The organism is Actinomadura sp. NPDC048021 (assembly GCF_040653135.1).
GTDB lineage: Bacteria > Actinomycetota > Actinomycetes > Streptosporangiales > Streptosporangiaceae > Spirillospora > Spirillospora verrucosospora.
In genome coordinates this window covers 99,012-123,400 of sequence record NZ_JBEZJQ010000023.1, presented here as the reverse complement: position 1 = coordinate 123,400, position 24,389 = coordinate 99,012, and the positions used below count along the sequence as shown (strand labels likewise).

The following is a 24,389-nucleotide window of genomic DNA, read 5'->3' as shown; positions in this document are numbered from 1 at the left end:
AAGGTTAGCGGCTCCGTGTGCGCACACGTACCCGTCGCCGGTCAGGCGGGGAGGTGGTGGGTGTCGTTGAAGACGCGCAGGGTCGCCGGGCCGTCGGCGTACCAGTCGACGGACGTCAGCGCCGCCACGTCGAGGTGCATCCGGTACAGGGACGACATGGGCGCGCCCAGGGCGTCCTTGACGAGGAGCTTGATCGGCGTGACGTGCGAGACCACCAGGACCGTCTGCTCGCGGTAGCGGACCTTCAGCTTGTCCAGGGCCGTGCGGACGCGGCGGGACACCTGGGCGAAGCTCTCTCCGCCGGGCGGAGCGGCGTCGGGGTCGGCCAGCCACGCCTTCAGCTCGGCCGGCCAGCCCTTGCCCGCCTCGGCGAACGTGAGCCCGTCCCAGTCGCCGAAGTCGGTCTCCCGGAAGCCGTCCTCGACCCGGACGTCCAGGCCGGTGACGGCGGCGACCTCGGCGGCGGTGTCGCGGCAGCGGGACAGCGGCGAGGTGACGATCGCGTCGATCCCCCGGTCCTTGAGGGCGAGGGCGGCCGCGCGGGCCTGGGCGAGGCCGTGCGGGGTGAGGGGGACGTCGCCGATCCCGGCGAAGCGCTTCTCGACCGACAGGGGCGTCTCGCCGTGCCGCAGCAGCAGCGTGGTCGTCGGGATGGACGAGGCGGGCCGGGGAAGCGGCTCGGGGTCCTCCGGCGCCTCCTCGACCTTGCGCGTCCAGTGCTCGCCGCGGGCGGCGGCGTCCATGGCCTCGTTGGCGAGCCGGTCGGCGTGCGCGTTGCGGTTGCGCGGGATCCAGGTGTAGGACACCGCCCCCAGCGAGGCGGCGAGCTCGCGGGCCTCCAGCGCCAGCGGCACCATGTCCGGGTGCTTGATCTTCCAGCGGCCCGACATCTGCTCCACGACGAGCTTGGAGTCCATCCGGACCTCGACGCGGGCGGACGGGTCGATCCCGGCGGCCGCCGCGAGCCCGGCGATCAGGCCCCGGTACTCGGCGACGTTGTTGGTGGCGTGCCCGATCGACTCGGCGACCTCCGCGAGCACCTCGCCGGTCAGCGCGTCGCGGACGAGCGCCCCGTACCCGGCGGGCCCGGGGTTGCCGCGCGACCCGCCGTCCGCCTCGACGACCAGCTTCCGGCCGGCGCTCACAGACCCGACTCGGGCGTCCGGACGAGGATGCGGCGGCACTCCTCGCAGCGGATGACCTCGTCCTCGGCGGCGGCCCGGATGCGGTTCAGGTCGACCGTGTTCAGCGCGAGGTGGCAGCCCTGGCAGGCGCCGCGGTACAGCTTGGCCGCGCCGACGCCGCCGAACTGGCCGCGCAGCTTCTCGTAGAGGCCGAGCAGGTCGTCCGGGACGTCCTTGGCGACGGCGGTGCGCGCGGCGCTCGACGCCCCGGCCTCGTCGTCGATCTCGCGCTGGGCGGCGTCGCGGCGCTCGGTGAGCGCGGCCAGCTCCTCCTGCGCGCCGGAGCGCTCGGCGTTCAGCGCGGCGACCCGGCCCTCGGCCTCCTCGGTCCGCTCCATGATCTCCAGCACGACCTCCTCCAGGTCGGACTGGCGGCGGTGCAGCGACTCGATCTCGGTCTGCAGGCTGCTGAGGTCCTTGGCCGAGGTCACCTGCCCCGAGTCGAGCCGCTTCTGGTCGCGGTCGGCGCGGGTGCGGACCTGGTCGACGTCCTGCTCGGCCTTCTTCTGCTCCCGCCTCAGGTCGCCGACCTCCGTCTCGGCCGCCACGATCGCGTCGCGCAGCTCGGTCAGCCGGCCCTCCAGCCGCTCGATCTCCGCCAGCTCCGGCAGCGTGCGGCGGCGGTGCGCCAGCCGGTCGAGAGAGCTGTCGAGGTCCTGCAGGTCGATCAGGCGAAGCTGGGCTTGCGGTGCGGCTTTCACTTTGCTCCTTCGTCGTGAAGGGTCCACGCGTCGGTGATGAGCGTGGACACCCGGGTCTCCAACTTGCCCGCTTCTGGGGACGACCCGGCCAGGCGCCGCTCGGCGTCGGCGAGCCAGGGCCACTCGGTCGCCCAGTGCGCGGCGTCCACCAGGGCCGGACCGCCCTCCTCGGTGAACTCCGACGCGGGGTGATGCCGCAGGTCGGCGGTGAGGTAGACGTCGACGCCGGCCGCCCGGGCGGTGCCGAGCAGGGAGTCGCCGGCGCCGCCGCAGACGGCGACGGTGCGGACGGGGCGGTCCGGGTCGCCGGCCGCCCGGACGCCCCAGGCGGTGGACGGCAGCCCGGCCGCGGCGCGCCGGGTGAACTCCCGGAGCGCGACCGGCTCGTCCAGCTCCCCGATCCGGCCGAGGCCGCGGCGCGGGTCGTCGTCGGCGGGGACCATCGGGCGCAGCTCGCCGGTGAGTCCGACGGCCCGCGCCAGCGCGTCCGACACGCCCGGGACGGCCCGGTCGGCGTTGGTGTGCGCGGTGTGCAGCGCGATCCCGTTAGTGATCATGCGGTGGAGGAGCCGGCCCTTGGGCGTGGTGGCGGCGACCGAGTGCACCCCGCGCAGCAGCAGCGGGTGGTGCGTGACCACGAGGTCGGCCCCCCATGCCAGCGCCTCGTCGATCACGGCGGCGACGGGGTCGACGGCGAACAGCACCCGTCCCACTTCCTGGCCGGGGTCGCCGCAGACGAGGCCGACGGCGTCCCAGGACTCCGCCCATGCGGGTGGGTAGAGCTCCTCCAAAGCGGAGATGACATGGGATAGGCGCACGTCCCGCAGGCTACCGCGCCCGGGCGCTCCCAACGAGCCACCGAGCGTCACCCCGAGACGCCAAGGTCTGTAACGATATGGGACGGACAGTGCACGACCGAGGGAGGAACGCCATGTCGGCCGCCGGCGCCGCCGCGGAACCGGAGCCCATCCAGCCCATCCGACCCGTCGAACCGAAGGCGGAACGTCCGTACATGCCGGGTTACGGCATCCAGGGACCGCACGAGGGAAGCGGCCTGCTGCCGTGGTCCTGGGCCGTGGAGCGGCTGCGGGCCGCCCGGAACTTCTGGGTATGCACGGTGCGGCCGGACGGACGTCCGCACTCCATGCCGGTCTGGGGCGCCTGGTCGGGAGAGGCGCTGCTGTTCAGCAGCGCGGTGCCGTCCCGCAAGATGGTGAACCTGCGGGCGAACCCCCAGGTGGTGGTCACCACCGAGGAGGCCGAGAACCCCGTGGTCATCGAGGGGCGCGCCGAGATCGTCACCGAACTGCGGGATCTACAGCGGTTCATCGACCTGGTCAACTCCAAGTACGCCACGCGCTATCGTGTCGACTTCCTGGACCCGGAGGTGAACGCCACCGTCGCGGTGCGGCCACAGTCGGTGTTCGGGCTCCGCCAGGGAGATTTCACCGGTTCTCCCACCCGGTGGTCGTTTGTAACCTGAATGTCCGCTGGGATCATTCTGGAGACTCATCGCGTTGGAGAGTGTGTGAAGCCACCCTTTCGCCGCCGCAAGCGCGTCAAGGGCCGTCCGATGGGCAACCGCCCGGAGGCGGCCGAGCCGGAGACCATCGAATGGCCCCGCGAGGGGACGGGCAAGTCGTCCCTGATGGGGGCCATCAGGGGCGACGGCGAGACCGGCGCCGGCTTCGGCGGTGGCATGTTCGAGGACCTCGCCTCCGCCTTCGAGGGCTCCAAGAAGGTCAAGCAGGAGGAGCTGGAGCGGGAGAAGGTGCTCCGCCAGGACGACCACGAGCAGACCGGATCCGGCAACGTCCGCGACGACCTGGAGTCCGGCAAGATCCGGATCCGGCGCACCCCGCCCCCCGCATGATCACATCGAACCGCTCTCGAACATAGGTTCGAATCGGGGTTATCCTGCCCTCGTGAGCACCTACGTTCCGCCCGGCTGGCCCTCGCAGGTGCATCCGCCGGGCACCGACCGCTTCGTGGACACGGCGCTCGCCTGGCTGCTGGAACTCGTCCCGCCCGAGTACCGGCGCTACGGCGTCCTGCGCCGCTACCCCATCGCCCTCGCCCGCATGGCCCGCCACCACGTCCACGCGTCCGTGGAGGCGGCCCGGGAGGGCTTCCGCACCGCTCGCGTCGACCTCGGCGACGTCGTCCCCCCGCACGGCGTCGAGTCCGTCCTGGACGCCTACCGCCGCGAGGGCGCCCGCCTCGTCTCCCTCCTCCAGGGGATCGAGCTCGTCGAGACGGCCCTGCGCGGCCTCGCCGAGCCGGACGATCCCGCCCATCGCCGCCCCTTCACCCCCAAGCTGTGACCGCCGTGTTGACGCTGTGTCGCGCCGTGCGCAAGCCTTGATCTGTTCCTTACGGGAGGCGGGGTTCCGGTGAGCGCACCACCTGGGTGGTACCCAGATCCGGAGTTGATGGGTCGCGAACGCTACTGGGACGGTCAGACCTGGACCGGCGAGTCGCGCCGCTACGACTCCCGCGCACGCCGCCGCGCCAACCTGAGCGCCGAACCCCCGCCCGCCCCCGCCCCGCGCCCGCAACGCCCCACCCCCGCACCCCGGCCGGCGCCTGAGCCGCCTTCCCCTGCGGCCACCGAGCCTGAAGCACCGTCCCCGCACCCCGCGCCACCGCCGCTTTCAGGGTCCGAACCGCAACACTCCACGGGCGCGCCTCCACTCCGCCCCCCGTCCGACGCCACCCCGGCACCCGCGCCACCGCCCCGGTCACCACAAGCACCGCACACCCCGCTTTCAGGCCCTGGAGTGCCGCAGCACGCGGCCACGCCCCCTGTTGTCGAGACGCCCCCTGTTGTCGAGACGCCGCCTGCTTCACAGTCGCCCTTCCAAGAGGCTCGGCCCGATCCCCTCACGCCTCCCCCGCCGAGCCTCGGCGCGTCCCCCACACCGCAGCGCCCCCCTTCGCCGCCCCAGCAGCGGCCCGCAGCCGCTACTTCACCCCCGCCCCGGCCAGCCGCGCCCTCGCCGCCCTCGCCACCCTCGCCGGAAGCTTCACCGGAGACAGGGGCTCGCACGCCGTCCGCCCCGGCCAGGCCGCAGGACCCACCGCCGCGCCTTACGACGCCTTCGCGCCCGTCCGCAAACGCGCAGCCTCCCTCGGCGGAAGCTCCGCCGAGAACACCGGCGACTCCGCCACCAAGCCTCGGCGAGCCCCCCGCGCCTTCCGCTCCACCCCCGCCGCGCACCTCACCGCCCGGCCCGACACCATCGCGCCCCACGACACCACCGCGCCCCACGACGCCTACACGCCCGCACGCACCCGTCCCGCCGCCCCCGACGGAAACTCCGCCGCCGGGTCTCGGTGAGGGCCGTGCGGCGCCTTCTCCGCGGGTGCCGCCCTCGGCGGGGGCTCGGGCAGCGCGGCCGCATGGGGCGTCCTCGGGTGCGGAGTCAGGGCGGGGGGCGAACTCGTGGCCCGTGCCTCCGCAGGCGCGGTTCGAATCGTCTGCGCCTCCCCCGCGGCTTGGTGGGGCTCCTTCGGCGCGGCCTGTGCAGCCGCCGCCCTTGCAGGAGGCTCGGATGGAGTCGTCGGCGCCTCCGGCGCCGGGGCTGCGGAAGCCTCATGCTCCGCGGCCCCCGGCGCCGCGGGCCGCCGGGCCGGTGCGTCGGCCGCCGGTGCCCGGGCAGCGGGCGGCGGAGGCGCCGCGGCAGGCGGAGGAGCCTGGGCCGCGTTATCTTCCGCCAGGGCAACCGCAGGGCACGCCGTCCGGGCGGGCCAGGGTCGCGATCGGCCTCGTCGTGCTGGTCGAAGGGGGCGTGGTCGCCGCCGTCGCGTTCGGGGCGGCGTCCGTCTGGCCCTTCTGGGGTGCCGTCTCGGTGTTCGCCGTGTGGGCGCTTCTGCTGCTGGCGCCCCTCAGCGCCCCGCGCTCGTACGGCTACCGGGAGCCGGACGGCGAGGAGCGCGCGCGGCTGGAGCACGCGTGGCGCTACGTGCAGCAGCACGCCGGTGTCAGCGGCTACCGGCTCGTGGTCGTGGAGTCGGACGGGTTGAACGCGTGCAGGCCGTCAGCGCGCACGGTGGCGGTCACGTCGCAGTCGGCCCGATCGCTGGCGCCCGGGCACCTCGCCGCCGTCCTCGCCCATGAGCTGGGGCACCTCCAGGGGTGGCGGGCGGTGCCGGCGTTCGTCCACGCGCAGGTGACGCTGCCGAACCGGACGCTGCAGTGGGCGCTGCGGACGGCGTGGTCGCCGATCGGCCCGATGTGGAAGCGGGCCGTCGAGTGGCACCGGCCGATCGGGTTCCTCGGGGTGTTCCTGCTCGCCGCCGTCGCCCTGGCGGTGACGGCGCTGGTGGCGGTGCCGGCCGCGCTCGCCTACGCCGCCTCGCTGGGCGCGCGGCTGCTGGGCGCCGGGGGCGAGGCGCGGGCGGACGCGGCGGCGGTGGGCATGGGGTTCGGCGCGGACCTGGTCGCGGCCGTGGAGCATCGCATCGAGCACCAGCCCGACGGGCTGCCACTGCCCCTCGTCCGGCGGGCGCAGGCGCTGCGCCGCCGGCTCGGCTGAGCCGGTCAGGTCCGCCCGCCGAACAGCGGCGGCGGGCCCTGGCGGGGGTCGTCGGGCGGCCGCGGGCCGGTCTGCTGGCCGGGCGGCGGGCCCGGCCGGGTCGACAGGGGCGCCCGCGGCGGGGGCGGCGCGGTCGGGGCGGCCCATTGCGGGGCGGACGGCGCGCCCCACTGCTGGGGCTGGGGCGCCGGGCCGGGCGAGGCCAGCGCCGGGCCGGGGGCGGGGAGCGCCTGCTGCGGGGGCGGCGGGTCCGGGAGGGGGCCGGTGGTGACGCGGTCCAGCGTGATGATGGCCGGGTCGCACTCGACGGGCGTGATCGTACGGCCGCCGCCGGGCGCCGACTCGACCAGCAGCAGCGCGTGGTCGGGCAGGTGCTGGAGGGTGACGGGTTCGACCACGTACTCGTACACGCGCTGCGTGGTGTCGGCGTCGCTCCAGTTGGTGCCCTCCGCGTAGGAGTAGGCGGCCGACCAGTTCCGCGACGTGGACGTGGAGGTGCCCTCGGTGTCGCTGGTGCTGGTGGAGCCGCCCCGGTTGCTGCCGCGCTGGTGCGACGTCGAGCGATCGGGGAAGAGCCCGAACATCTCGCCGCCCGAGTAGGTGGTGCCGGACGAGCGGGACGTCCCCCAGTTGCGGGACGTCCCGGTGGTGCGGCTGGTGCTGTAGGTCTCGGAGTCGCCCGTGCCCTCGGTCTCGGTGGTGGTGTGGGACTCGTTCCCGCCGACGTTCTTGGTGATCTGCGACAGGACGAAGCGGTGGTCGCGACCGATGAAGTCGGCGGCGCGGGCCGCGTCCTCGTGGTTGCCGAGCCGCATGAACGCGACGGCGCCGCCGCCGATCATCTCCGCGGAGGTCTCCCGCAGGCGCCGGAACAACAGGGTCAGCGGGACGCCGCGCCGCTCGCAGGCGTCCGAGAGGCGTTCGAGGTGGCGGCGGGCCAGCTCGTCCGCGCCGGCGACGACGAGGGCGGGCGTGGAGGCCTGCGACGCGGTGATGCGGTGCGTCACCCACTGGACGATGAGGTCGGTCAGCAGCTCGGAGCGGACGTTGCGGGCCTGGCTGTCGAGCGCGACGCAGGTCAGGTAGCCGGCGCCCTCCCTGTCGGCGGGCGCCGTCCCGAGGTCTTCCAGCGGATGGATGTAGGACTCGATCCGCGACAGGTTCGCGTGGGCCTGCCGCCGGTACTCCACGGTGAACAGCTCGTTCGCGATGTGGCGCCGCTCGTCGCGGGTCAGCGCGTCGCCGTCGTCGGGCTCGCCCATCAGGGCGCGCAGGGCCGCCGCGATCCGGCCGAGCGTGACGTCGTCACCGAGCGCGCCGCAGACCTTGGTCAGGATGCGGTCGTCCATGCTGCGGTCGGCGCGCGCGGCGTCGGGCGTGCCGCCGTGCATGGACTCGACGATCGCGTCCACCAGGTCGCGGGGCGTCATGTCGGCGAGCAGGCCGGAGGAGGCCTGGCGGCTGGGCAGCAGCTGCGCGTCCACGCCCATCCACGCGGCCTGCGCGAGCTCGACCAGTTCGCGGCTGACGACCTCGCGGGACAGGTCGAGCACGAGCAGCGGCTGGACGGCGAGGGTGGACGTCCCGTAGGTGGTGAGCAGCGCCTCCCACGCCCAGAGCGTCCCGCCGAAGACGTCCAGGCGGCGGCCGGGCCGCCGAGCCGCGCCCCATTCGGGCAGGTCGTGCAGCCGCGCGCGCTCCGCGGCGTCGTGTGCCTGCTTGCGCGCGTGCCACTGCCGCGCCTGGTCCTGGTAGCCGCCGATGATCTGCTGCTGGGCCAGGTCGTGGGCCTTCCGGGCGCTCTGCCGCTGCCGCACGGCCCACCAGGTCAGCGCCGCGCCGGGGGCGAGGACGACGGCGGCCAGCAGGAGCGAGCCGATCGAGACGGACCCGGAGCCGCCCGCCGAGCAGGCGGCGAAGAGCACGAGGACCATCGCGATCGTCGCGCTCACGGGGAGCGTCCGGCTCAGCCTGCGCTGCGCGAGCTGCTCGGTCTGGAGGACCCGGCGCGCCAGGTAGTCGGGCAGCGCCTGCTGCTGGGGCGGCGCTTCCGGGAAGGGGCGCAGGAACCACCAGCGGTCGCGGAACACCCAGCCGAGACGGGGATCGGGGGTGAAGAGCCGTTCGCGGCGCGACAGCAATCCCCCATGGTCGACCGCCCTCACGATCCGAACCCCCGTCCCGCCCCGCTCGATATGCCGCAAATAACCCAAGCAGATTGACATGTGACTTGTCAGGCCCCTGATCGGGAATCGGCCTTCCCAACGGGGTCCTTGCTCAATAGCCTGACTGCTCATGACCTTGGACCGAGGCGAGATCGCGAAAATGTCCGGCCCGGCCCGCCGGCGCGGCTGACCATGTGGGACGTCGTGCGCGGGCTCGCGGTGTGCCGGCTGACGGAGGTCCCCCGCCCCGACGAGTCCGACGGCCGGGACGAGTGGCGCGACCAGCGGCTCGCGGCGCTGGTCTCGGCGTACCACGCGGGCAAGGAGCCGGTGCTCGTCGGCTGGCGGCGCGCGGAGGCGTTCGGCCCCACGGAGGTCTTCGTCGGCGGGGACGGCCTCGTCGCCGACCTCGACGGGCGCGCGGCGACCCTGAGCCTTCCCGCGGGCGGGCGCGGGACGCTGCTGCCCGAGGGCGTCGGCGAGGACTCGATGCCGCACTGGGTGAGCATCGGCGGCATCTCCGACGGCCTGCTCGTGGAGGATCCCCCGCCGGAGGAGCCCGCGCGGCCGTCCCTGGAGGACGGCCTGCTCGCGGTGTGGACCCAGGCGTTCGCCTGGATGCTCGTCGCCGAGCCCGTCGACCCGGACGAGGCGCGGCGCCTCGCCGACGACCTGGCCGACCGGCAGCAGCGGGCCCGGTCGATGGCGGAGCTGTCGCCGGAGGACTCGGTCGCGGCCCTCCGGATGGAGAAGCGGCACCGCGAGCTGCGCCAGGCCGCCACGTCGGGTCTCTGGCGGGTGCACCTGGCGGCCGGGGCGGCGACGCCCCGGGCCGCCGCGCGGGTCGCGGCGCTCGTGTGCGCGTCGGCGGACCTCGGCCGCCTGCCGTACGCGCTGGTCCCCGGCGCGGCGGGGCCGTTCGAGGCGAGCACGCAGCTCGTCGCGGCGCTGGCCCGTCCGCCCGTCCGCGAGGTCGCCGGGGTGCGGTTCGTGATGCGGCCGGAGTTCGACGTCACGCCCGAATCGCCCGGCGGCGGGGTCGCGCTGGGACGGGTCCTCGACCGCAACCGCCGCGACGTGGGCCCGATCTCGCTGCCGCTGTCCAGCCTGAACCGGCACACGTTCGTGTGCGGCGCGACCGGCGCCGGGAAGTCGCAGACCGTCCGGTCGCTGCTCGCGGCCGCGTCGGGCGCGGGGCTGCCGTGGCTGGTGGTGGAGCCCGCGAAGGCGGAGTACCGGCTGATGGCGGCGCGGCTCCCGGACGCGGAGGTCGTCACGGTCCGCCCGGGGGACGCCGAGGCGATCGCGGCCGGGATCAACCCGCTCGAACCGGCGACCGGACCGGACGGGCGGCCGTTCCCGCTGCAGACCCACGCCGACCTCGTCCGGGCCCTGTTCCTCGCGGCGTTCGAGGCCGACGAGCCGTTCCCGCAGGTGCTCGCGGCGGCCCTGACCCGCTGCTACGAGCGGCTCGGCTGGGACCTCGCGCTCGGCGAGCCGACCGTGCCGGGCACCGCGCCGCGCTACCCGACGCTGGCCGACCTCCAGGCCACGGCCGAGCAGGTCGTCGACGAGATCGGCTACGGCCAGGAGATCACCGACAACGTGCGCGGCTTCATCCGGGTCCGGCTGTCCAGCCTGCGGCTCGGCACCACCGGGCGGTTCTTCGAGGGCGGCCACCCCATCGACTTCGACGCGCTGCTCGCCCGCAACGTCGTCCTGGAGATCGAGGACGTCGGGGACGACCGCGACAAGGCGTTCCTGATGGGCACCGTCCTGGTCCGGCTGGTCGAGCACCTGCGGCTGCGGCAGCGGCAGGGCGCGCCGCCCGGGCTGCGGCACCTCAGCGTGTTCGAGGAGGCGCACCGGCTGCTGCGCCGCAGCGAGCAGGCCGGTCCCGCGTCCCACGCGGTGGAGACGTTCGCGAGCCTGCTGGCGGAGATCCGCGCGTACGGGGAGGGGCTGATCGTGGCGGAGCAGATCCCGTCCAAGCTCGTCCCGGACGTCATCAAGAACACCGCCGTCAAGATCGTTCACCGGCTGCCCGCGAAGGACGACCGGGACGCGGTCGGCGCCACGATGAACATCACCGAGGGGCAGTCGCAGTTCCTCGTCACGCTCACGCCGGGCGAGGGCGCGGTGTTCACCGACGGCATGGACTACCCGCACCTGGTCCGGATGCCGGACGGCTCGCGCCTGGAGGAGGCCGCGCCGCCCACGGCCTCGCCCCGCGCGCTCGTGACCCCCCGCAGCGGGACGTGCGGGCCGGACTGCCACGACTCCCCCTGCACGCTGCGGGACATGCGCACGGCCCAGCGGGTCCTGTCCGACCGTCCCGAGCTGGTGGTGTGGGCGGAGCTCGCCGCCGCCGCCCACCTGACCGGCTGGGGCTCCCCCCGCCCCTCCCCCTCCGTCCTGGACGGGCTGCCGCCCCGTGCCCGCGACTGCGCCGTCTCGCACGCGGTGGACGCGGCCGTCGCGTCCCGCGCCGCCCCCGCCGGTGTGGCCGGCCATCTGGCCGCGCTCCTGCGAGGAAGCGCGTGCGCCGCCGACGAGGTGGAGTTCTTCGCCGCCCCGTACCGCTGGTGCCTCCTGCTGGAGGAGCTCGGGGAGGCGCGGCGAGCGGCTCCCGACGGCGGGCGCCATCCGCGGAGCGGGGAGTGGGAGAGCCGCTACGGGCGCGCGATCCCCGGTGACACGCTCGCCGCGCAGTTCCGCGCCGTCAGCGCCTGGTGGGACCGCGACCAGCGCGACGTCGCCGCCCGCGATCTCGCGCTGTGGGGCTCCTCTCACGGGCTGGAGACCGCGGTGGGCGCTCAGCGCACCGACCCCGACTGGCCCGACCGCCTCCGCGAGGCGGCGTCCCCCCTCGGCAACCTCGGCGGCCTCCTCGACTCCTTCGTCGCCGCCGGCTAGGCCGCCTCCGCCCTACCTGCCCGCCCTCCGCGCGTCGACCTCGATCTCGATCTTCATGCGGGGGTCGGCGAGCCCGCACACCTGCATGGTCGCGGCCGGCCGCACCTCGCCGAAGCGGCGCCGCAGGACGGGCCAGCAGGGCTCGAAGTCGGCGCGCTCGGGCAGCAGGTACCGGACGCGCACCACGTCGGCGAACGTGCAGTCCGCCTCCGCGAGCGCGGCCTCGATGTTGCGCAGGCACTGCTCGGCCTGCTCCACCACGTCGTCGGAGATGGTCATGGTGGCGTAGTCGAACCCGGTCGTGCCCGAGACGTGGACCCGGTCGCCGTCCACCACGGCGCGGGCGTACCCGATCCGCTCCTCGAAGGTCGAACCGCTGAGGATCGCGCGTCGTTCCGTCATGGCCGCAAGTATGGAGCGCTCCGGGATCCCGGCCGCCCGCGGGGTCAGGCCAGTTTCTCCAGGCGGTCGGCGGCCTCGGCGGCGCCTCCCGCCGCGGCGAAGGAGTCGCGGACGCGCCCGGCGGCGGCGCGGTGCGGCCCGTCGGCCAGGACGGTCGCGAGGGCGGCCCGCAGCCCGTCCGGACGGACGGCGTCGAACGGGACCGCCGTCCCCGCGCCCGCCTTCTCCAGCAGCCCCGCGATGATCGGCTGGTCGTCGCGGACCGGCGCGGCCACGAGCGGGAGGCCGTGGGCCAGCGACTCGCACACGGCGCCGTAGCCGCCGTCGCAGACGACCGCCGACATCCGTTCGAGGAGCTTGGGCCGGGGAACCTGGTCGCGGACGATGACGTTCGGCGGCACGTCCCCCACCAGGGCGGCCGGCGCCGCGAAGACCGCCTGGACGTCCAGCTCGCGGACGGCCTCGGCGGCGGCCTGGAAGAACCGCTCGCGTGACAGGTCGTCGGCGGTGTCGAGCGAGACGAGCACGGCGGGCCGGCCGTCCAGCCGGTCCCACGGGAACGCGCTCGGCGCCGGACGGCCGAGGACGGGCCCCACGAAGGCGAAGTGGTCGGGGAAGAAGGAGATGTCGCCGAGCAGCGCGCCGGTGGCGAAGACCAGCACGAGGTGGTCGGAGAAGCGCAGGTCGAGCAGGTCGTCGATGCCGTGGTCGAGCTGGAACCCGCCGATCCGCTCGCGCACCCGCCGCTCGTCCTCCGGCCGGTCGGCGAGCGGGCGGGTGAACTCGGCGGGCGTCGCCGCGGCCGTGGCCCAGGGGATCTCGCGGCGGCGGGCCGCGACGGGCGCGGCGAGGACGAGCTGGTCGCCGACCACCGCGTGCGGGCGGAACCGGTCGACCGCCGTCTCGACGCCGGGCAGCATCGCGTGGCCGAGGGGGACGAGGAACTCCTCCCAGAAGCGCGGGTCGGCGGGACCGCGCCCCCGGATCCGGTCGTCGCACAGGCGCGCCGCGTCGCCGTCGTCGAGGGCGCTGAAGATCCGCGAGCGGGGGCGCAGCCGGGGTTCGAGGGACGGGCGGTGGCCCGTCCAGGCGATCTTGTGGCCGCGGCGGGCGAGCTCGGCGGCGACCGCGGCGACCGCGGCGACGTGCCCCGCGAGCGGCGGGACCGCGAACAGGAAGCGGCGCGGCGAGGTGCACGCCCGCGCGACCCCGGGATCGCCCAGCAGGGACGGCACCCGGACACGGCGGGCGCTCACCGGGCGGCTCCCGCCGGTGTCCGGGGCTGGTCGACGTCGTTCATACTCGGCTCTCCTCCATGTCCGTCGCGCCGGACGCGGCCGTCCAGGCCACGACGTGTCCTTCGACTTCGCGGGTCTCCACCGTGGTGACCGTGCCGCCCGCCGCGATCAGGAGCCGTTCGGCGTCGGCGACGGTCACGACCAGTTCGGGGCGGTCGGTTCCGGTGCCCGTGCCCCGCAGCACCGCCTGGAGCACCGCCTGCTTGGCGGCGCGGATCCGCGCGCCCTCCCCGTTCGGGGCGAGCCCGATGCCGGCCGGTTCGCGGCCGGGCCTGACCAGGGCCACGCCCAGGTCGGCGTCCGCGGCGATCGCGAGCGTGAGCGGCTCCTCGAACGGCCCCGTCACGTCCGGGCCGTCCCGGACGGTGAGCTCGGCGGGGAACAGCGGCCCGTGGCCCTCGCGCCACAGGTGGTGGCGGACGGCGTCATTGGCGGCGATCCGTCCGAGCAGCCACGGCCCCTGCGCGAACGGGGGAAGGGCCTCGTACTCGGCGCGCTCGGAGGCGCAGAGGTACTGGCGCATCAGCAGGTCGCGGGACGCGGTGCCGTCCCACCGCTTGCGGGCCAGGCACCAGCGGCCGGGTTGCAGCTCCCCCGTTCCGGACACCTCGGGGGTGAACTTCATTCGCCAGAGCGCCTCGTCGGTGTAGAAGCGGTGGGTCGTCCATCCGTCGACGCGCCCCCACACCCTCCCGCTCTCCGTGACCATCTCCGCCGAGCAGCGCATGGTGGTGTCGGTGAGGGACTGGTTCCAGATGGTCGTGTCCAGGTTCTCCCCCGGGGACGGGGTGGGCCCGTAGAGGGCGACCCGCTCGATCCCCACCGGGAAGACGGTCTGGTTGGTGTCGCCGTACACCTGGATCCAGTGGGCGCAGAGCTGCCCTGCGCCGTCCATGAGCGCGCCCGGCGTGGGCAGCGAGGTCAGGACGGCTCGGACGCCGTCCTCCGCGAGCGCCGTGATCTCGGTGACGCCGCGGAAGAGGGGGCCGTGGTGCATCCAGCGCTCCTCGTAGAGCCGCTCGGCGGTGACGATGGGGGGCCCCTCGATGCTCAGCGGCGTGCGGTCCGGCAGGGGCGGCGCCGGGTAGCGCTCGGCGAGCAGGACCGTCCCGTCGGCGTGGCCGTTGACGACGACCTTCACCTTGCGGGGCCGCCCCGCCGACTCGATCAGGTAGGCGCGGATGTCGGCGGCCGTCGGCGGGGCCGCGACGAGCCAGCGGACCGCGCGGACGTTCTCGTACCCGACGACCACCAGGTCGGGCAGGAGCTCGCGCGCCGTGTCGGCCATGACCTCCAGGAGCCCCGCCAGCGGGACGACCGGGAACCGGTCGGCCATGTCCGGCCAGTCGGGGGGCTGCGGGACGAGGCAGTGGTCGCGCAGCCACGGCATCGACTCGACCGAGAAGACGCGGGAGACGTTCAGCTCGGCGGCCACCGGCGAGACGTCCTCGCCCGGGACGGGCGAGGGCGGGGGCCCGCCCCCGAGCGCCTCCAGGACCGAGTGCGCCCCGCTCGCGGCGTCGTCGAGCAGGGCCTCCAGCTCGGCCAGCACGGGGTCGTCCGCGGGCAGCGGCGGAACCCCGCGGCCGAGCCGGACGGGCTCCACGGCCCCGTCCAGGCTGACCAGCGGCGTCCCGAGGTCCAGGCGCATGCCCGTCGTCGAGGGCGGGGACGGCGAGGACGCGCCGTAGCCCTCGGTCCACAGCGCGGCGACGACGCGGCGGAGCTGGGCCATCCCGTCGCGCTTCGGCACGTTCACGGCCAGGGCGAGGTGCTCGCGGCCGCCGAGGCGGTCGGCGACGAACTCGGTGAGGCCGCCCGGCCCGACCTGGACGAACGCCCGCACGTGCGCCGCGCCGTACAGCTCCTCGACCAGGTCCCCGAACCGGACGGGTTCGAGCAGGTGGCGCGCGACCAGCTCGCGGACCTCGGCGGGGCGGCGCGGGAACGGCGCGACCGCGGTCGCCGACCACAGCGGGACGCGGGGCTCGCGGATGTCCAGCGCCTCGAACGAGCGCCGCAGCGGCTTCTCGTACGCCTCGGCGAGCGGGGTGTGGAAACCCCACCGGAACGGCAGCTCCCGGCCGAGCACCCCTTCGGAGGCGAGCCGCCCCAGGACCTCGCGGACCTCCCGGGCCGGGCCGCACACCACCGACTGGTGCGGGCAGTTGTCGTGGCTGACGACGACGCCGGACCGCGCGCCCACGGCCTCCCGCACCCGGGCCGCGCCGCAGCCGAGCGCCGCGTACACGGCGTCGGGGACGTCCAGGGCCTCGCCGTCGAGCGCGGCGAGGAGCGCCTCGACCTCGTCCGCGTCGCACACGCCGGCGGCGGTCATCGCCGTCCACTCGCCGAGGCTGTGGCCCGCGACGACGTCGGGCTCGACACCGAGCCGGCCGAGCGCCGCGGTCAGCAGGCGGCCGGCGCGCAGCACGTCGGCGGCGTGCCCCGCCAAATCCGTGCGGCCGGTCAGCGCGGGCGCCGGCATGCCGAAATGCGCGGCGACGTCGTCCACCCGTGGGTCGAAGGCTGCCTCGAACCCGGGGTACAGGAACGCCAGCCGCCCGCCGCCCGCGAGGAGGGGACGGGGCGCGAACCACACGTCGCTGCGTCCCCGCCAGGCGGTCCCGCGCTGCACGAGGGCGCGCGCCAGGTCGAGCCTGCGCGGCGTCGGCCCGACGATGGCGAGACGGCACGGAAGGTCGGGGACGTCGTCGCGGACCCTGGCGAGGAGCTCCTCGTCAGGGGCGGCCAGGGCCTCGGACAGTTCCTCGGGCGTGCGCGCGGCCAGGCGCAGGACGCCCTCGTCCGACGGCGGCGCGTCGAGCCTGCGCCGCCGCGGCCTGCGGGCGGCGGGCGGCTCCTCCAGGACCACGTGCGCGTTGGCGCCGCCGAACCCGAACGCGTTGACCGCCGCCCTGCGGGGGCCGCCCTCCCGGGCCCACTCCGCGGCCTCCCGGACGAGCCGCAGCCGCCCGCCGTCCAGCGCCGGATGCGGGTCGTCGACGTGCAGCGTCGGCGGCAGGACGCCGTCGCGCAGCGCGAACGCGGCCTTGAGCAGCCCGGCGATCCCGGCGGCCGGCATCGCGTGCCCGATCATCGACTTGACCGTGCCGAGGCCGATCGGCGGGCCGGCGGCGCCGAAGACCCGGCGCAGCGTCGCCAGCTCCGCCTCGTCGCCCGCGGGAGCGCCGGTGCCGTGCGCCTCGATCAGCCCCACCGCGCCGGGGGCGGCCGGGTCCAGGCCCGCGTCCCGCCACGCCCGCTCGACCGCGAGGACCTGCCCGTCCACCATCGGGCTCAGGACGCTCGCGGCGCGCCCGTCGCTGGACGATCCGGCGCCCAGGATCACCGCGTGGACGCGGTCCCCGGCCCGCCGCGCGTCCGACAGCCGCTTGAGCAGGACGACGCCCGTCCCCTCCGAGAGGAGCGTCCCGTCGGCGGCGCGGTCGAACGGCCGGATCGTCTCGCTCGGGCTCAGCGCGCGGAGCCGGCTGAAGACACTCCACACCGTGGCGTGGTGCGCGTGGTGGACGCCGCCCGCGAGCATCGCGTCGGCCTGCCCGCCGCGCAGCGCCCGGACGGCGTGCTCGACCGCGAGCAGCGACGACGCGCACGCCGCGTCGAGCGTGTAGGCGGGGCCGCGCAGGTCGAACCGGTCCGCGACGCGGGCCGCGGCGAAGTTCGGCAGCAGCCCGGCCGAGGCGTCGGGATCGTCGGGGCCGAGCCGCTCGCAGAACGCCCGGCGGATCTCCGCCAGGCGCCGCGGCCCGAGTTCGGGCACCAGCTCGCCGAGGATCGCGGCGACCTGGTGGGAGGTCCTGACCCGCTGGTCGACCCGCGCCGCGCCGGGGGTTATGAAGCCACCGCGCCCGAGGACGACGCCGATCCGGGACCGGTCGGGCAGCCGCTCGGCGCCGCCCGCGTCCGCGATCGCGTCCCCGGCCGCGCGCAGCGCCAGCAGGTGGTCGGGCTCCATGCCCCGCACCGCCGCCGGGTGAATCCCGAACCTGGCCGGGTCGACGGTGGCCAGCTCGTCCACGAACCCGCCGCGCCGGCAGTAGAACCGGTCGCTCTCCGGCTCCCGCCCGTACGCGCCCGGGTCGTAGTAGAGCGCGGGGTCCCAGCGGCCGGGCGGCACGTCGCCGATCGCGTCGACGCCGTCGAGGACGTTGCGCCACAGTTCCGCCGCCGAGCCCGCGCCGGGGAACAGCGCCCCGGCGCCGACGATCGCGATCGGCTCCCCCGCCTCGCTCACCGGAGCGTCCCCGTCAGCACGACCCGCGTCTCGTCGCCGTGCGCGATCTCCCTGAGCAGGGCCGCCGCCCCGGCGTCCGGATCGATCGGGCCGACGCCGTGCCGCGCGTGCTCGCGCGCCCGCTCGGGCGGCACCGCGCCGTCGGCCCACGGGCCCCATTCGGCCACGAGCACCCGTCCGCGCAGCCGCCTCCGCCACACGTGCGCGAGCGTGCCGCACGCGTCCCCGGCCGCCGCGCAGCCGGCCTGCCCGCGGTCGCCGTGCTCGCCGGCGAGGCCGCCGAGGACGACGAAGAACCCGAGGCCGGGACGGACCGCCTGGACGAGCGCGGCGGCGCCGTCCACCTTCGTCCGGTACACCCGCGCGAACGACTCGGGCGAGGTGTCGCGGACGAGGCGGTCCCCGGCGAGGCCGGCGCCGTGGACGACGCCGTCCAGCCGCCGGTGCCGCCGGTAGACGTCGTCCAGCACGGCCCGCACGGCGGCCGGCTTCCGCACGTCCGCCGCGTGGTACCGCACGGAGGCGGCGTGGCCGCTCAGGGCGGTGAGGGTCCGGCGTATCTCGCGCTCGGCCAGGAGCCTGCGGACCGTCGCCTCGATCTCGGCGGGCTGCTCCTCGCCGTGCGCCACGAGGGCCCGGCGCAGCCCGGCCTCGTCCTCGGCGCCGGGGAACTCCGGCTCCCCCTCGGGCTCCGGGGTGCGGCCCACCAGCTCGACGTGGCAGCCGCTCGTCCGGGCGAACTCCAGCGCGACCCGGGCGGTGGCGCCCCGCGCGCCCCCGGTCAGCAGGACGACGCCGTCCGGCCCGAGGTCCGGCCCGGCCGCCGCTTTCCCGCCGGGCGGCCCGGCGGGGATCAGGTCCAGGGCGTTGCGGCGGCCGCCCTCGTGCCCGACCACGACCGGCGCGTCGGCGGTCAGCAGCTCGGCCAGGATCCGCTGCGCGATCGCGCGCGGGGTGTCCTTGGTGTCGACGTCCAGCGCGCGGACGAGCATCTCCGGGTACTCCCGGGCGATGGTCCGGGCCAGCCCCGCCAGGCCCGCGCCCGGCCCGGGGTCCCCGACGGCGCCGCCGCCGAAGCGGTGCCCGAACGTCCCGCCGGCGCCACTGGCGAAGACGAGCCACCGCAGCCCGCCCGCCAGCGCCTGCCGGACGCCCGCGAACGCCTGGGGCAGCACGGGCGCGGCCCCCGGCCGGAGCGCCGCCAGATGGACGAGCCCGTCGCAGGGCCCGTCCACGTCCGAGGGCACGCGCACCTGCGCGCCGTGCCGCTCCAGCAGGTCGGCCAGTTCGAGCGCGACGCCGCAGGCGTCGTCCACGATCAGGAAGCGCCGGCCCGCGAACCCCGTCCCGGACTCCGGCGGCGCCGGCAGCGCCTCCAGTTCGACCATCCGCGGGATCTGCCGCGACACGCGCGGCGCGGGGCGGCGACCGGACAGGTCCGCGGCCCCCACATGGGCGGACTGCCGCGCCGGAGGCGGCACGGTCGTCTCGGGCGGCACGGTCACTTCGGGCGGCACGGCCATCTCGGGCGCCGCGGGTTCCGGCGCGGCGGGCTCCGGGACGGTGGGGCGCGGCTCCGCGGGCGCGTTCTCCCGGTCGTCGCCGGTGCGGGCGCGGATCACGGCGCCGGCGGCGGCGTGCACGTCCCGCCTGCCATCGGCGGGCGGCCGCTCCTCCGGCGCGTCGTCCGAAGCGTCCTGCACTCCTTCCCGCGCCGCGTCCTGTACCGCGTCCCGCGCCGTGTCCTGTACCGCGTCCCGCGCCGCGTCCTGTGCCGCGTTCGGGGCGGGCAGCGTCTCGCCCGGCAGGACGGGACGGGGCGCGGGGACGGACCGCGCCGCAGCGTCCCGTCCCGCCGGGGCCGCGAGGTGCCGAAGGACCACCTCGCGCTGCGCTGCGATCACCTCGCGGCTCGCGCGCAGGTACTCCAGGACGGCGGCCTCCGAGCCGCCCGGGCCGGGGCCCTCGACGCGCTCGGCGGGCCGGAGCGCGCCCGCCGGGTACGCGCCGTCGGCGGTGCGGACGAGATGGCCGTTGACGATCCAGCCGGGCGCCGGGGCGGGCTCGGCGGGCAGCGGGCGGGCGTCGCGCCCGGCGAACAGGGGCAGCGGGTCGACCGGGACGCCCGCGGCGGCCAGCTCGGCGAGCGCGCGCAGCAGCCCCGTCAGGGCGCCGCCGCCGGGCGCGTCGCAGCTCACGGCGGTGTGCGGCCGGTCCCCGAGGATCGCGGCGACCAGGCCGGTGAGGAACCGTCCGGGGCCCGCCTCGACGAAGGTGCGGGCGCCCGCCGCGTACATCGCCTCGATCTGCTCGACGAAGCGGACCGGCGCGGCGAGCTGCCCCGCGAGGACGGCGGCGAGCTCGGACGGGTCGGTGTCGTAGGGCGCCGCCGTCGCGTTCGACCAGACCGGGAAAGCGGGCGAGCGCAGGTCGCGGCCGAGCAGCTCCGCGCGCAGGCCCTCCGGCGCGGCGGCGGCGAGCGGGCCGTGGGCCGCGCACGCGGCCGGGATCCGCTCGGCGCGCAGGCCCGCCTCCGCCAGGACGCGCAGCGCGCGGTCCAGCCCCGCGGAGGTCCCGGCGATCACGACCTGGCGGGGCGCGTTGTGGTGGGTCACGGCGACGTCGCCGCTCTCCCCCAACGTCTCCCCCAACGCGTCAAGCACCTGCTCCGGCGTCGCTCCCACGGTCGCCGCCGCGCCCCCGCCGGGCCCTGCCGCCGCGAGGACCGCCTCCGCCCGGGCGGCGCTCAGGCCGATCATGTCGGCGTCGTCGAACACGCCGGCCGCGCAGAGCGCGACGAGTTCGCCGCAGCCGTGCCCGGCGGCGAGGTCGGGGTGCACGCCGACCGCGGTCAGCAGCCGGTGGACGGCCAGCCCGGCGATGCCGAGCGCGGGCTGCGCGACCCGCGTGTCGGCGATCTCCGCCCGGCGGCGGCGGGACTCCGACCGGGTGAACGCCGCGGGCGGGAACATCGCGGCCGCGTACCGTCCGCCGGCGTGCCGCAGCAGGCGCTGGAGGCGGGGGAACGCGACGAAGAGGTCCGCGAGCATCCCGGGCCGCTGGCCCTGGCCGGGGAACAGGAACGCGACCTGCCCCGGCTCCCCGGAGGGCAGGAAGACGCCCGGCGCCGGTCGGAACGCGGCCGCGAGAGCGAGCTTGTCCCGGAGGTCCTCCAGGCTTGAGGCCACCAGCGCCGCCTGCACCGGGCCTTCGAGCGAGACGGCGGTCCTGGCGAGGTCGCGCAGCCGGGGCCCGGCGGGCAGCAGCGCCGAGAGCCGGTCGATCCCGGCGCGGGCGGCGGAGCGGTCGGCGCCGCGGATCAGGAACAGCTCCGCCGACCACTCGTCCAGCCCGGACACCGGCTCGGGGGCGCCGTCGTAGCCGGACAGGACGGCGTGGAAGTGCGCGCCGCCGACGCCGAAGCCGCTGAGCCCCGCGAACCGCCCGCCCGGTTCGGCGGCCCACGGGCGGGCGGCGCCGCCGAACGCGAGCGGGCCGTCCGGCGCCCACTCCGGATTCGGCCGGGCTAGGTGCAGCGTCCCCGGCAGCACGCCCGTGTGCAGCGCGTACGCGGTCTTGATGAGCCCGGCGACGCCCGCGGCGCACCCGGTGTGCCCGATCTGCGACTTCACCGAGCCGAGCGTGACGCTGCCCGGCGCGGCCCCGGCGAACACCGCGGCGAGGGCCGCCAGCTCCGCCCTGTCGTCCGCCTCGGCTCCGGCTCCGTGCGCCTCGACGAGCCCCACGGAGGCGGGTGCCACGCCCGCGCGCTCGTAGGCGCGTTCGAGGGCGCGGCGCTGCCCCTCGGACCCCGGTGTGGCGAGGTCGGGGGCGCGTCCGCCGGCGGCCCCGGCGACCGACTTGACCACGGCGTAGATCCGGTCGCCGTCGCGTTCGGCGTCGGCGAGGCGCTTGAGGACCACGCACCCGACGCCCTCGCCGAGCGCGACGCCGTCGGCGGACGAGTCGAACGCGGCACAGCGCCCGGACGGGGAAAGCGCGCCCGCCGAGGCCGGCAGCAGGTAGTCCTGGACGCCGGCGCGCAGGTCGGCGCCGCCGCACAGCACCATGTCGCTGGTCCCGGCGGCGAGCTCCTTGCAGGCGGCGTCGAGGGCGGCCAGCGACGAGGCTCCCGCGGCGTCCACCGTGTGGGCCGTGCCGCCGAGGTCGAGCCGGTCCGCGATCCGGCCGGCGATGACGCCGGTGAGGACGCCGGGGAAGGAGTCCGCGGTCGGGCGCGGCAGCCGCTCGTCCAGGCCCGGGGGCACCCCGCCGTAGTAGGACGGGAGCGTCGCGCGCATCGCGTACGCGGTGCCGAGATCGCCGCCCCCGGCCGCGCCGAAGACCACCGACGTCCGGGCCCGGTCGAACGGGCGGTCGGCGTACCCGGCGTCCGCCAGCGCGCGGGACGCCACCTCCAGCGACAGGATCTGGACCGGGTCGACGCCGCCGAGCGCGCCGGGCGGGATGCCGTGGGCGAGCGCGTCGAACGGGACGTCGGGGATGAAGCCGCCCCACTTCGACGTCGTCGCGCCCTCCCCGGACGGCGAGTAGTGGATCCGCGGGTCCCAGCGGGTGACCTCGGTGACCGCGTCGGCGCCGCCGACGATGTTCGCCCAGTAGCTCCCGGTGTCGCAGGCCCCCGGGAAGACGCAGCCCATGCCGATGACCGCGACGTCGGCCGGGCGGGCCGCGCCGGCGCTCGCCGCGGGTCCGGCGACGCCCAGCTCGGCCGCGCGGGCGGCCAGGAAGGCGGTCGCGCCCGAGGTGACCTGCTCGTGCAGGTCGGCGATCCGGGTCGGGGCCGACCGCAGCGCGGCGACCTGCCCGATCATGTAGAGGCCGTCGGCGCGCTGGACGCCGTCGTCCACCGGGGTGCCGCGGCGCAGGCCCTTGCTCGCGACGCGCAGGCGGCCGAGGTTCAGCTTCTCCAGGCGGCGCCACACCTCCCGCCGCGGCGTGCCGACCTGCTCCAGCTCGCGGCGGGTCTCCTCGAACGTCCGGACGTAGGGGGTGCGGGCGCAGCGGGTCACGAGGCCGGGCGCGGTCTCCAGCAGGGCCGTCCCGCCGCAGCCGAGCGCGACGTCCTGGAAGCCCGGCAGGATCGCGCCGGCCGCGACCGCCTCGGCGGTGAACAGGTACGCGGTGCCCATCAGCACGCGGACGTCGGCGCCGCGCTCGGCCAGCGGCCCGGCGAGCGCGGCGACCATCGCGGCGGACCGCGCGTCGTGCACGCCGCCCGCGAACATGACCGACAGCTCACGCGGGTCGCCGCCGAACGCCTCCAGCCGCTCGACCTGCGCGTCCCACAGCGGGAAGCTCGCAAGCGGTCCGACGTGCCCTCCGCATTCGGCGCCCTCGAACACGAATCTGCGCGCGCCCTCGGCCAGGAACCGCTCCAGCTGCTCCGGCGACCGGGCGTGCAGGTAGGTGCGGATCCCCTCTGCTTCCAGTGACGCCGCCTCCAGTGACGCGGCCTCCAGTGACGCGGCCTTCGCCGGGCCGCCGGGCCCGATGATCGCGTAGGGCGGGGCGGCCTCGCGGATCGCGGTGAGGTGGGCCTCCCGCAGCTCCGGCGGCGCGGTCCCGAGGACGCCGACGCCCCAGGGACGCCCGCCGAGCCGGTCGGCGGTCTCGCGCAGCAGCTCCCGCACCCGGTCGGGGTCCGTCAGGCCGAGCGCGAGGAACGGCAGGCCGCCGTCCTGCGCGACGGCGCCGGCGAACGCGGAGGTGTCGCTGACCTGCGTCATGGGGCCCTGCACGACGGCCGGTTCGGCGCGCGGCGCGAGGGGCTCGGAGCGCACGGCGGCCCGCAGGTGCAGGTCGATCTGCTCCCGGACGGCCCGCACCACTCCCCCGGCGGTCCTGTGCCGCCCGGCCAGCGAGGCGGCGAGCGGCGCGTCCTGCCCGACGGGCAGCGGACGCTGCCCGGACCCGGGCGCGCCGGGCGCCGGGTGGACGCGGTGCCCGTCGACGACCGCCGTCCCGGTGCCGTCCATCGCCGACAGCCTGGCGACGATGTCGGCGGACGGCTCCGCCTCCCGGACCAGCGCGAGCTGGACGTCCAGGACGACCCCGGCCGCGCCCCCGGCCACCGCCGCCGCGGCCGAGTGCGGCCCGATCCCGCCGGCCGCGTACACCGGGACGTCCGCGTCCGCCGTGGAACCGGCGCCCGCGAGGAGGTGCTGCAGGAGCACGAACGCGGTCGGCTCGCCGACGCGCCCGCCCGCCTCGCCGCCCCGCGCGACCAGCCCCACGTCGTCGGTGATCTCCCGGGCGGCGGCGATCGCGGCGGCGGCCTCGTCCGGGTCGACCACCTCCACCAGCAGGCGGCGCCCGCGGGCGAACCCGGCGACGTCCGGCGCGCCGTCCGCCCCCGGCGCCGGCGAGCCGAGCTGCGCTGCCCCGCCGAGCAGCGCTGCCCCGCCGAGCAGCACGGGCGCGTCGACCAGGACGGTCGCGGCGGCCGCGGGGACCTCGTCGGGCCGGATCCGGCACCCGGCGGGCACGCGGACGCCGAACGGGCCCTTCCACCAGCGGCCGACGTCGGCGAGGGCGGCGAGCCCGGGCGCCCGGTCGGCGCCGAGGTCGAGCACGCCGGTGCCGCCCGCGCGGGCGACGGCGACGGCGAGGTGGGGCGCGGGCCGGCCGAACGGGGCGACCCCGATGATCTCGGTCCGGGGCCGCTCGCCCCGGCCTGCGTCCCGCCCGCCCCTGCCCGCCATGCACAGCCCCCCGACGTCCCGCGCGGTCCGGCGCGTGACCGGCGCGGCTCGCAACAACGGAGCGCCACACTACGGTCGGCGACGGCATGATCACGGGGACGACACACCCGGGGGCGCGTTGATGGCGGCCCGGCGAAGGAGATTGGAACGTCCCTTGACGCGCGGCGGGGGCCGGAGGTGGCCCCGGCCTGGGTCTCCCGCC

At 76.6% G+C, this 24,389-nt stretch carries 13 protein-coding genes and 1 pseudogene; 6 read left to right on the top strand and 8 right to left on the bottom strand.

Translation table 11 applies throughout. The features are described from left to right. Window positions 1-41: 41 nt before the first annotated feature. The 3 genes from AB0C87_RS31725 to AB0C87_RS31715 are packed head-to-tail and all read right to left on the bottom strand — an operon-like array spanning window position 42 to window position 2,703. A complete protein-coding gene (locus AB0C87_RS31725; protein ID WP_345178529.1) occupies window positions 42-1,145 on the bottom strand; it encodes a bifunctional RNase H/acid phosphatase in 1,104 nt (367 codons plus the stop codon). Continuing rightward, window positions 1,142-1,885: a C4-type zinc ribbon domain-containing protein gene (locus tag AB0C87_RS31720; RefSeq protein ID WP_360358510.1), complete on the bottom strand. Its 744-nt coding sequence runs from the start codon at window positions 1,883-1,885 to the stop codon at window positions 1,142-1,144. Before AB0C87_RS31720 ends, AB0C87_RS31725 begins: the two co-directional genes overlap by 4 nt. After that, the gene (locus AB0C87_RS31715; RefSeq protein ID WP_360580880.1) at window positions 1,882-2,703 is read right to left on the bottom strand and encodes a Nif3-like dinuclear metal center hexameric protein; all 822 of its coding nucleotides are present in this window, start codon (window positions 2,701-2,703) and stop codon (window positions 1,882-1,884) included. Before AB0C87_RS31715 ends, AB0C87_RS31720 begins: the two co-directional genes overlap by 4 nt. A 113-nt stretch (window positions 2,704-2,816) precedes the next feature. Here AB0C87_RS31715 and AB0C87_RS31710 point away from each other — a divergent pair, with 113 nt between their 5' ends. From AB0C87_RS31710 to AB0C87_RS31690, 5 genes and pseudogenes are all read left to right on the top strand, one after another. After that, window positions 2,817-3,368: a pyridoxamine 5'-phosphate oxidase family protein gene (locus AB0C87_RS31710; protein ID WP_345178532.1), complete on the top strand. Its 552-nt coding sequence runs from the start codon at window positions 2,817-2,819 to the stop codon at window positions 3,366-3,368. 45 nt (window positions 3,369-3,413) lie between these two features. After that, window positions 3,414-3,758, top strand: a complete 345-nt coding sequence (locus tag AB0C87_RS31705) for a DUF6191 domain-containing protein (protein ID WP_345178533.1) — start codon at window positions 3,414-3,416, stop codon at window positions 3,756-3,758. A gap of 52 nt (window positions 3,759-3,810) precedes the next feature. Then, window positions 3,811-4,209 carry a hypothetical protein gene (locus tag AB0C87_RS31700; protein WP_185026136.1) on the top strand — a complete coding sequence of 133 codons (399 nt, stop codon included), beginning with the start codon at window positions 3,811-3,813 and terminating at the stop codon, window positions 4,207-4,209. A 69-nt stretch (window positions 4,210-4,278) separates the two neighbouring features. After that, window positions 4,279-4,362: pseudogene (locus AB0C87_RS31695) on the top strand (DUF2510 domain-containing protein); the annotation flags it as partial. A 1,296-nt stretch (window positions 4,363-5,658) separates the two neighbouring features. Beyond that, window positions 5,659-6,423 (top strand): M48 family metalloprotease, encoded by a 765-nt coding sequence (locus AB0C87_RS31690; RefSeq protein ID WP_345178536.1) that lies wholly within the window; start codon window positions 5,659-5,661, stop codon window positions 6,421-6,423. Between the two features lie 5 nt (window positions 6,424-6,428). On the opposite strand, the gene AB0C87_RS31685 is transcribed toward AB0C87_RS31690, so the two are convergent. Beyond that, window positions 6,429-8,588, bottom strand: coding sequence for a hypothetical protein (locus tag AB0C87_RS31685; protein ID WP_360580877.1), 2,160 nt, complete (start codon window positions 8,586-8,588; stop codon window positions 6,429-6,431). A gap of 204 nt (window positions 8,589-8,792) precedes the next feature. Between AB0C87_RS31685 and AB0C87_RS31680 the strand changes: the two genes are divergently transcribed. Beyond that, complete coding sequence (locus tag AB0C87_RS31680; RefSeq protein ID WP_353833301.1) at window positions 8,793-11,504, top strand: DUF87 domain-containing protein; 2,712 nt, start codon at window positions 8,793-8,795, stop codon at window positions 11,502-11,504. Between the two features lie 12 nt (window positions 11,505-11,516). Here AB0C87_RS31680 and AB0C87_RS31675 read toward each other — a convergent pair whose 3' ends face one another. The 4 genes from AB0C87_RS31675 to AB0C87_RS31660 are packed head-to-tail and all read right to left on the bottom strand — an operon-like array spanning window position 11,517 to window position 24,187. Continuing rightward, window positions 11,517-11,906, bottom strand: a complete 390-nt coding sequence (locus tag AB0C87_RS31675; RefSeq protein ID WP_345178541.1) for a RidA family protein — start codon at window positions 11,904-11,906, stop codon at window positions 11,517-11,519. A gap of 44 nt (window positions 11,907-11,950) precedes the next feature. Further along, the gene (locus AB0C87_RS31670; RefSeq protein ID WP_353833302.1) at window positions 11,951-13,162 is read right to left on the bottom strand and encodes a nucleotide disphospho-sugar-binding domain-containing protein; all 1,212 of its coding nucleotides are present in this window, start codon (window positions 13,160-13,162) and stop codon (window positions 11,951-11,953) included. Between the two features lie 40 nt (window positions 13,163-13,202). Continuing rightward, window positions 13,203-17,462, bottom strand: coding sequence for a beta-ketoacyl synthase N-terminal-like domain-containing protein (locus tag AB0C87_RS31665; protein WP_360580874.1), 4,260 nt, complete (start codon window positions 17,460-17,462; stop codon window positions 13,203-13,205). Beyond that, window positions 17,459-24,187, bottom strand: coding sequence for an SDR family oxidoreductase (locus tag AB0C87_RS31660; RefSeq protein WP_360580872.1), 6,729 nt, complete (start codon window positions 24,185-24,187; stop codon window positions 17,459-17,461). Before AB0C87_RS31660 ends, AB0C87_RS31665 begins: the two co-directional genes overlap by 4 nt. Between the last annotated feature and the right edge of the window lie 202 nt (window positions 24,188-24,389).

Bases quoted from the DNA above. Each gene is read 5' to 3' on its own strand.
- AB0C87_RS31710 (WP_345178532.1), top strand. From the start codon at position 2,817: ATGTCGGCCGCCGGCGCCGCCGCGGAACCGGAGCCCATCCAGCCCATC.
- AB0C87_RS31675 (WP_345178541.1), bottom strand. From the start codon at position 11,906: ATGACGGAACGACGCGCGATCCTCAGCGGTTCGACCTTCGAGGAGCGG.
- AB0C87_RS31660 (WP_360580872.1), bottom strand. From the start codon at position 24,187: ATGGCGGGCAGGGGCGGGCGGGACGCAGGCCGGGGCGAGCGGCCCCGG.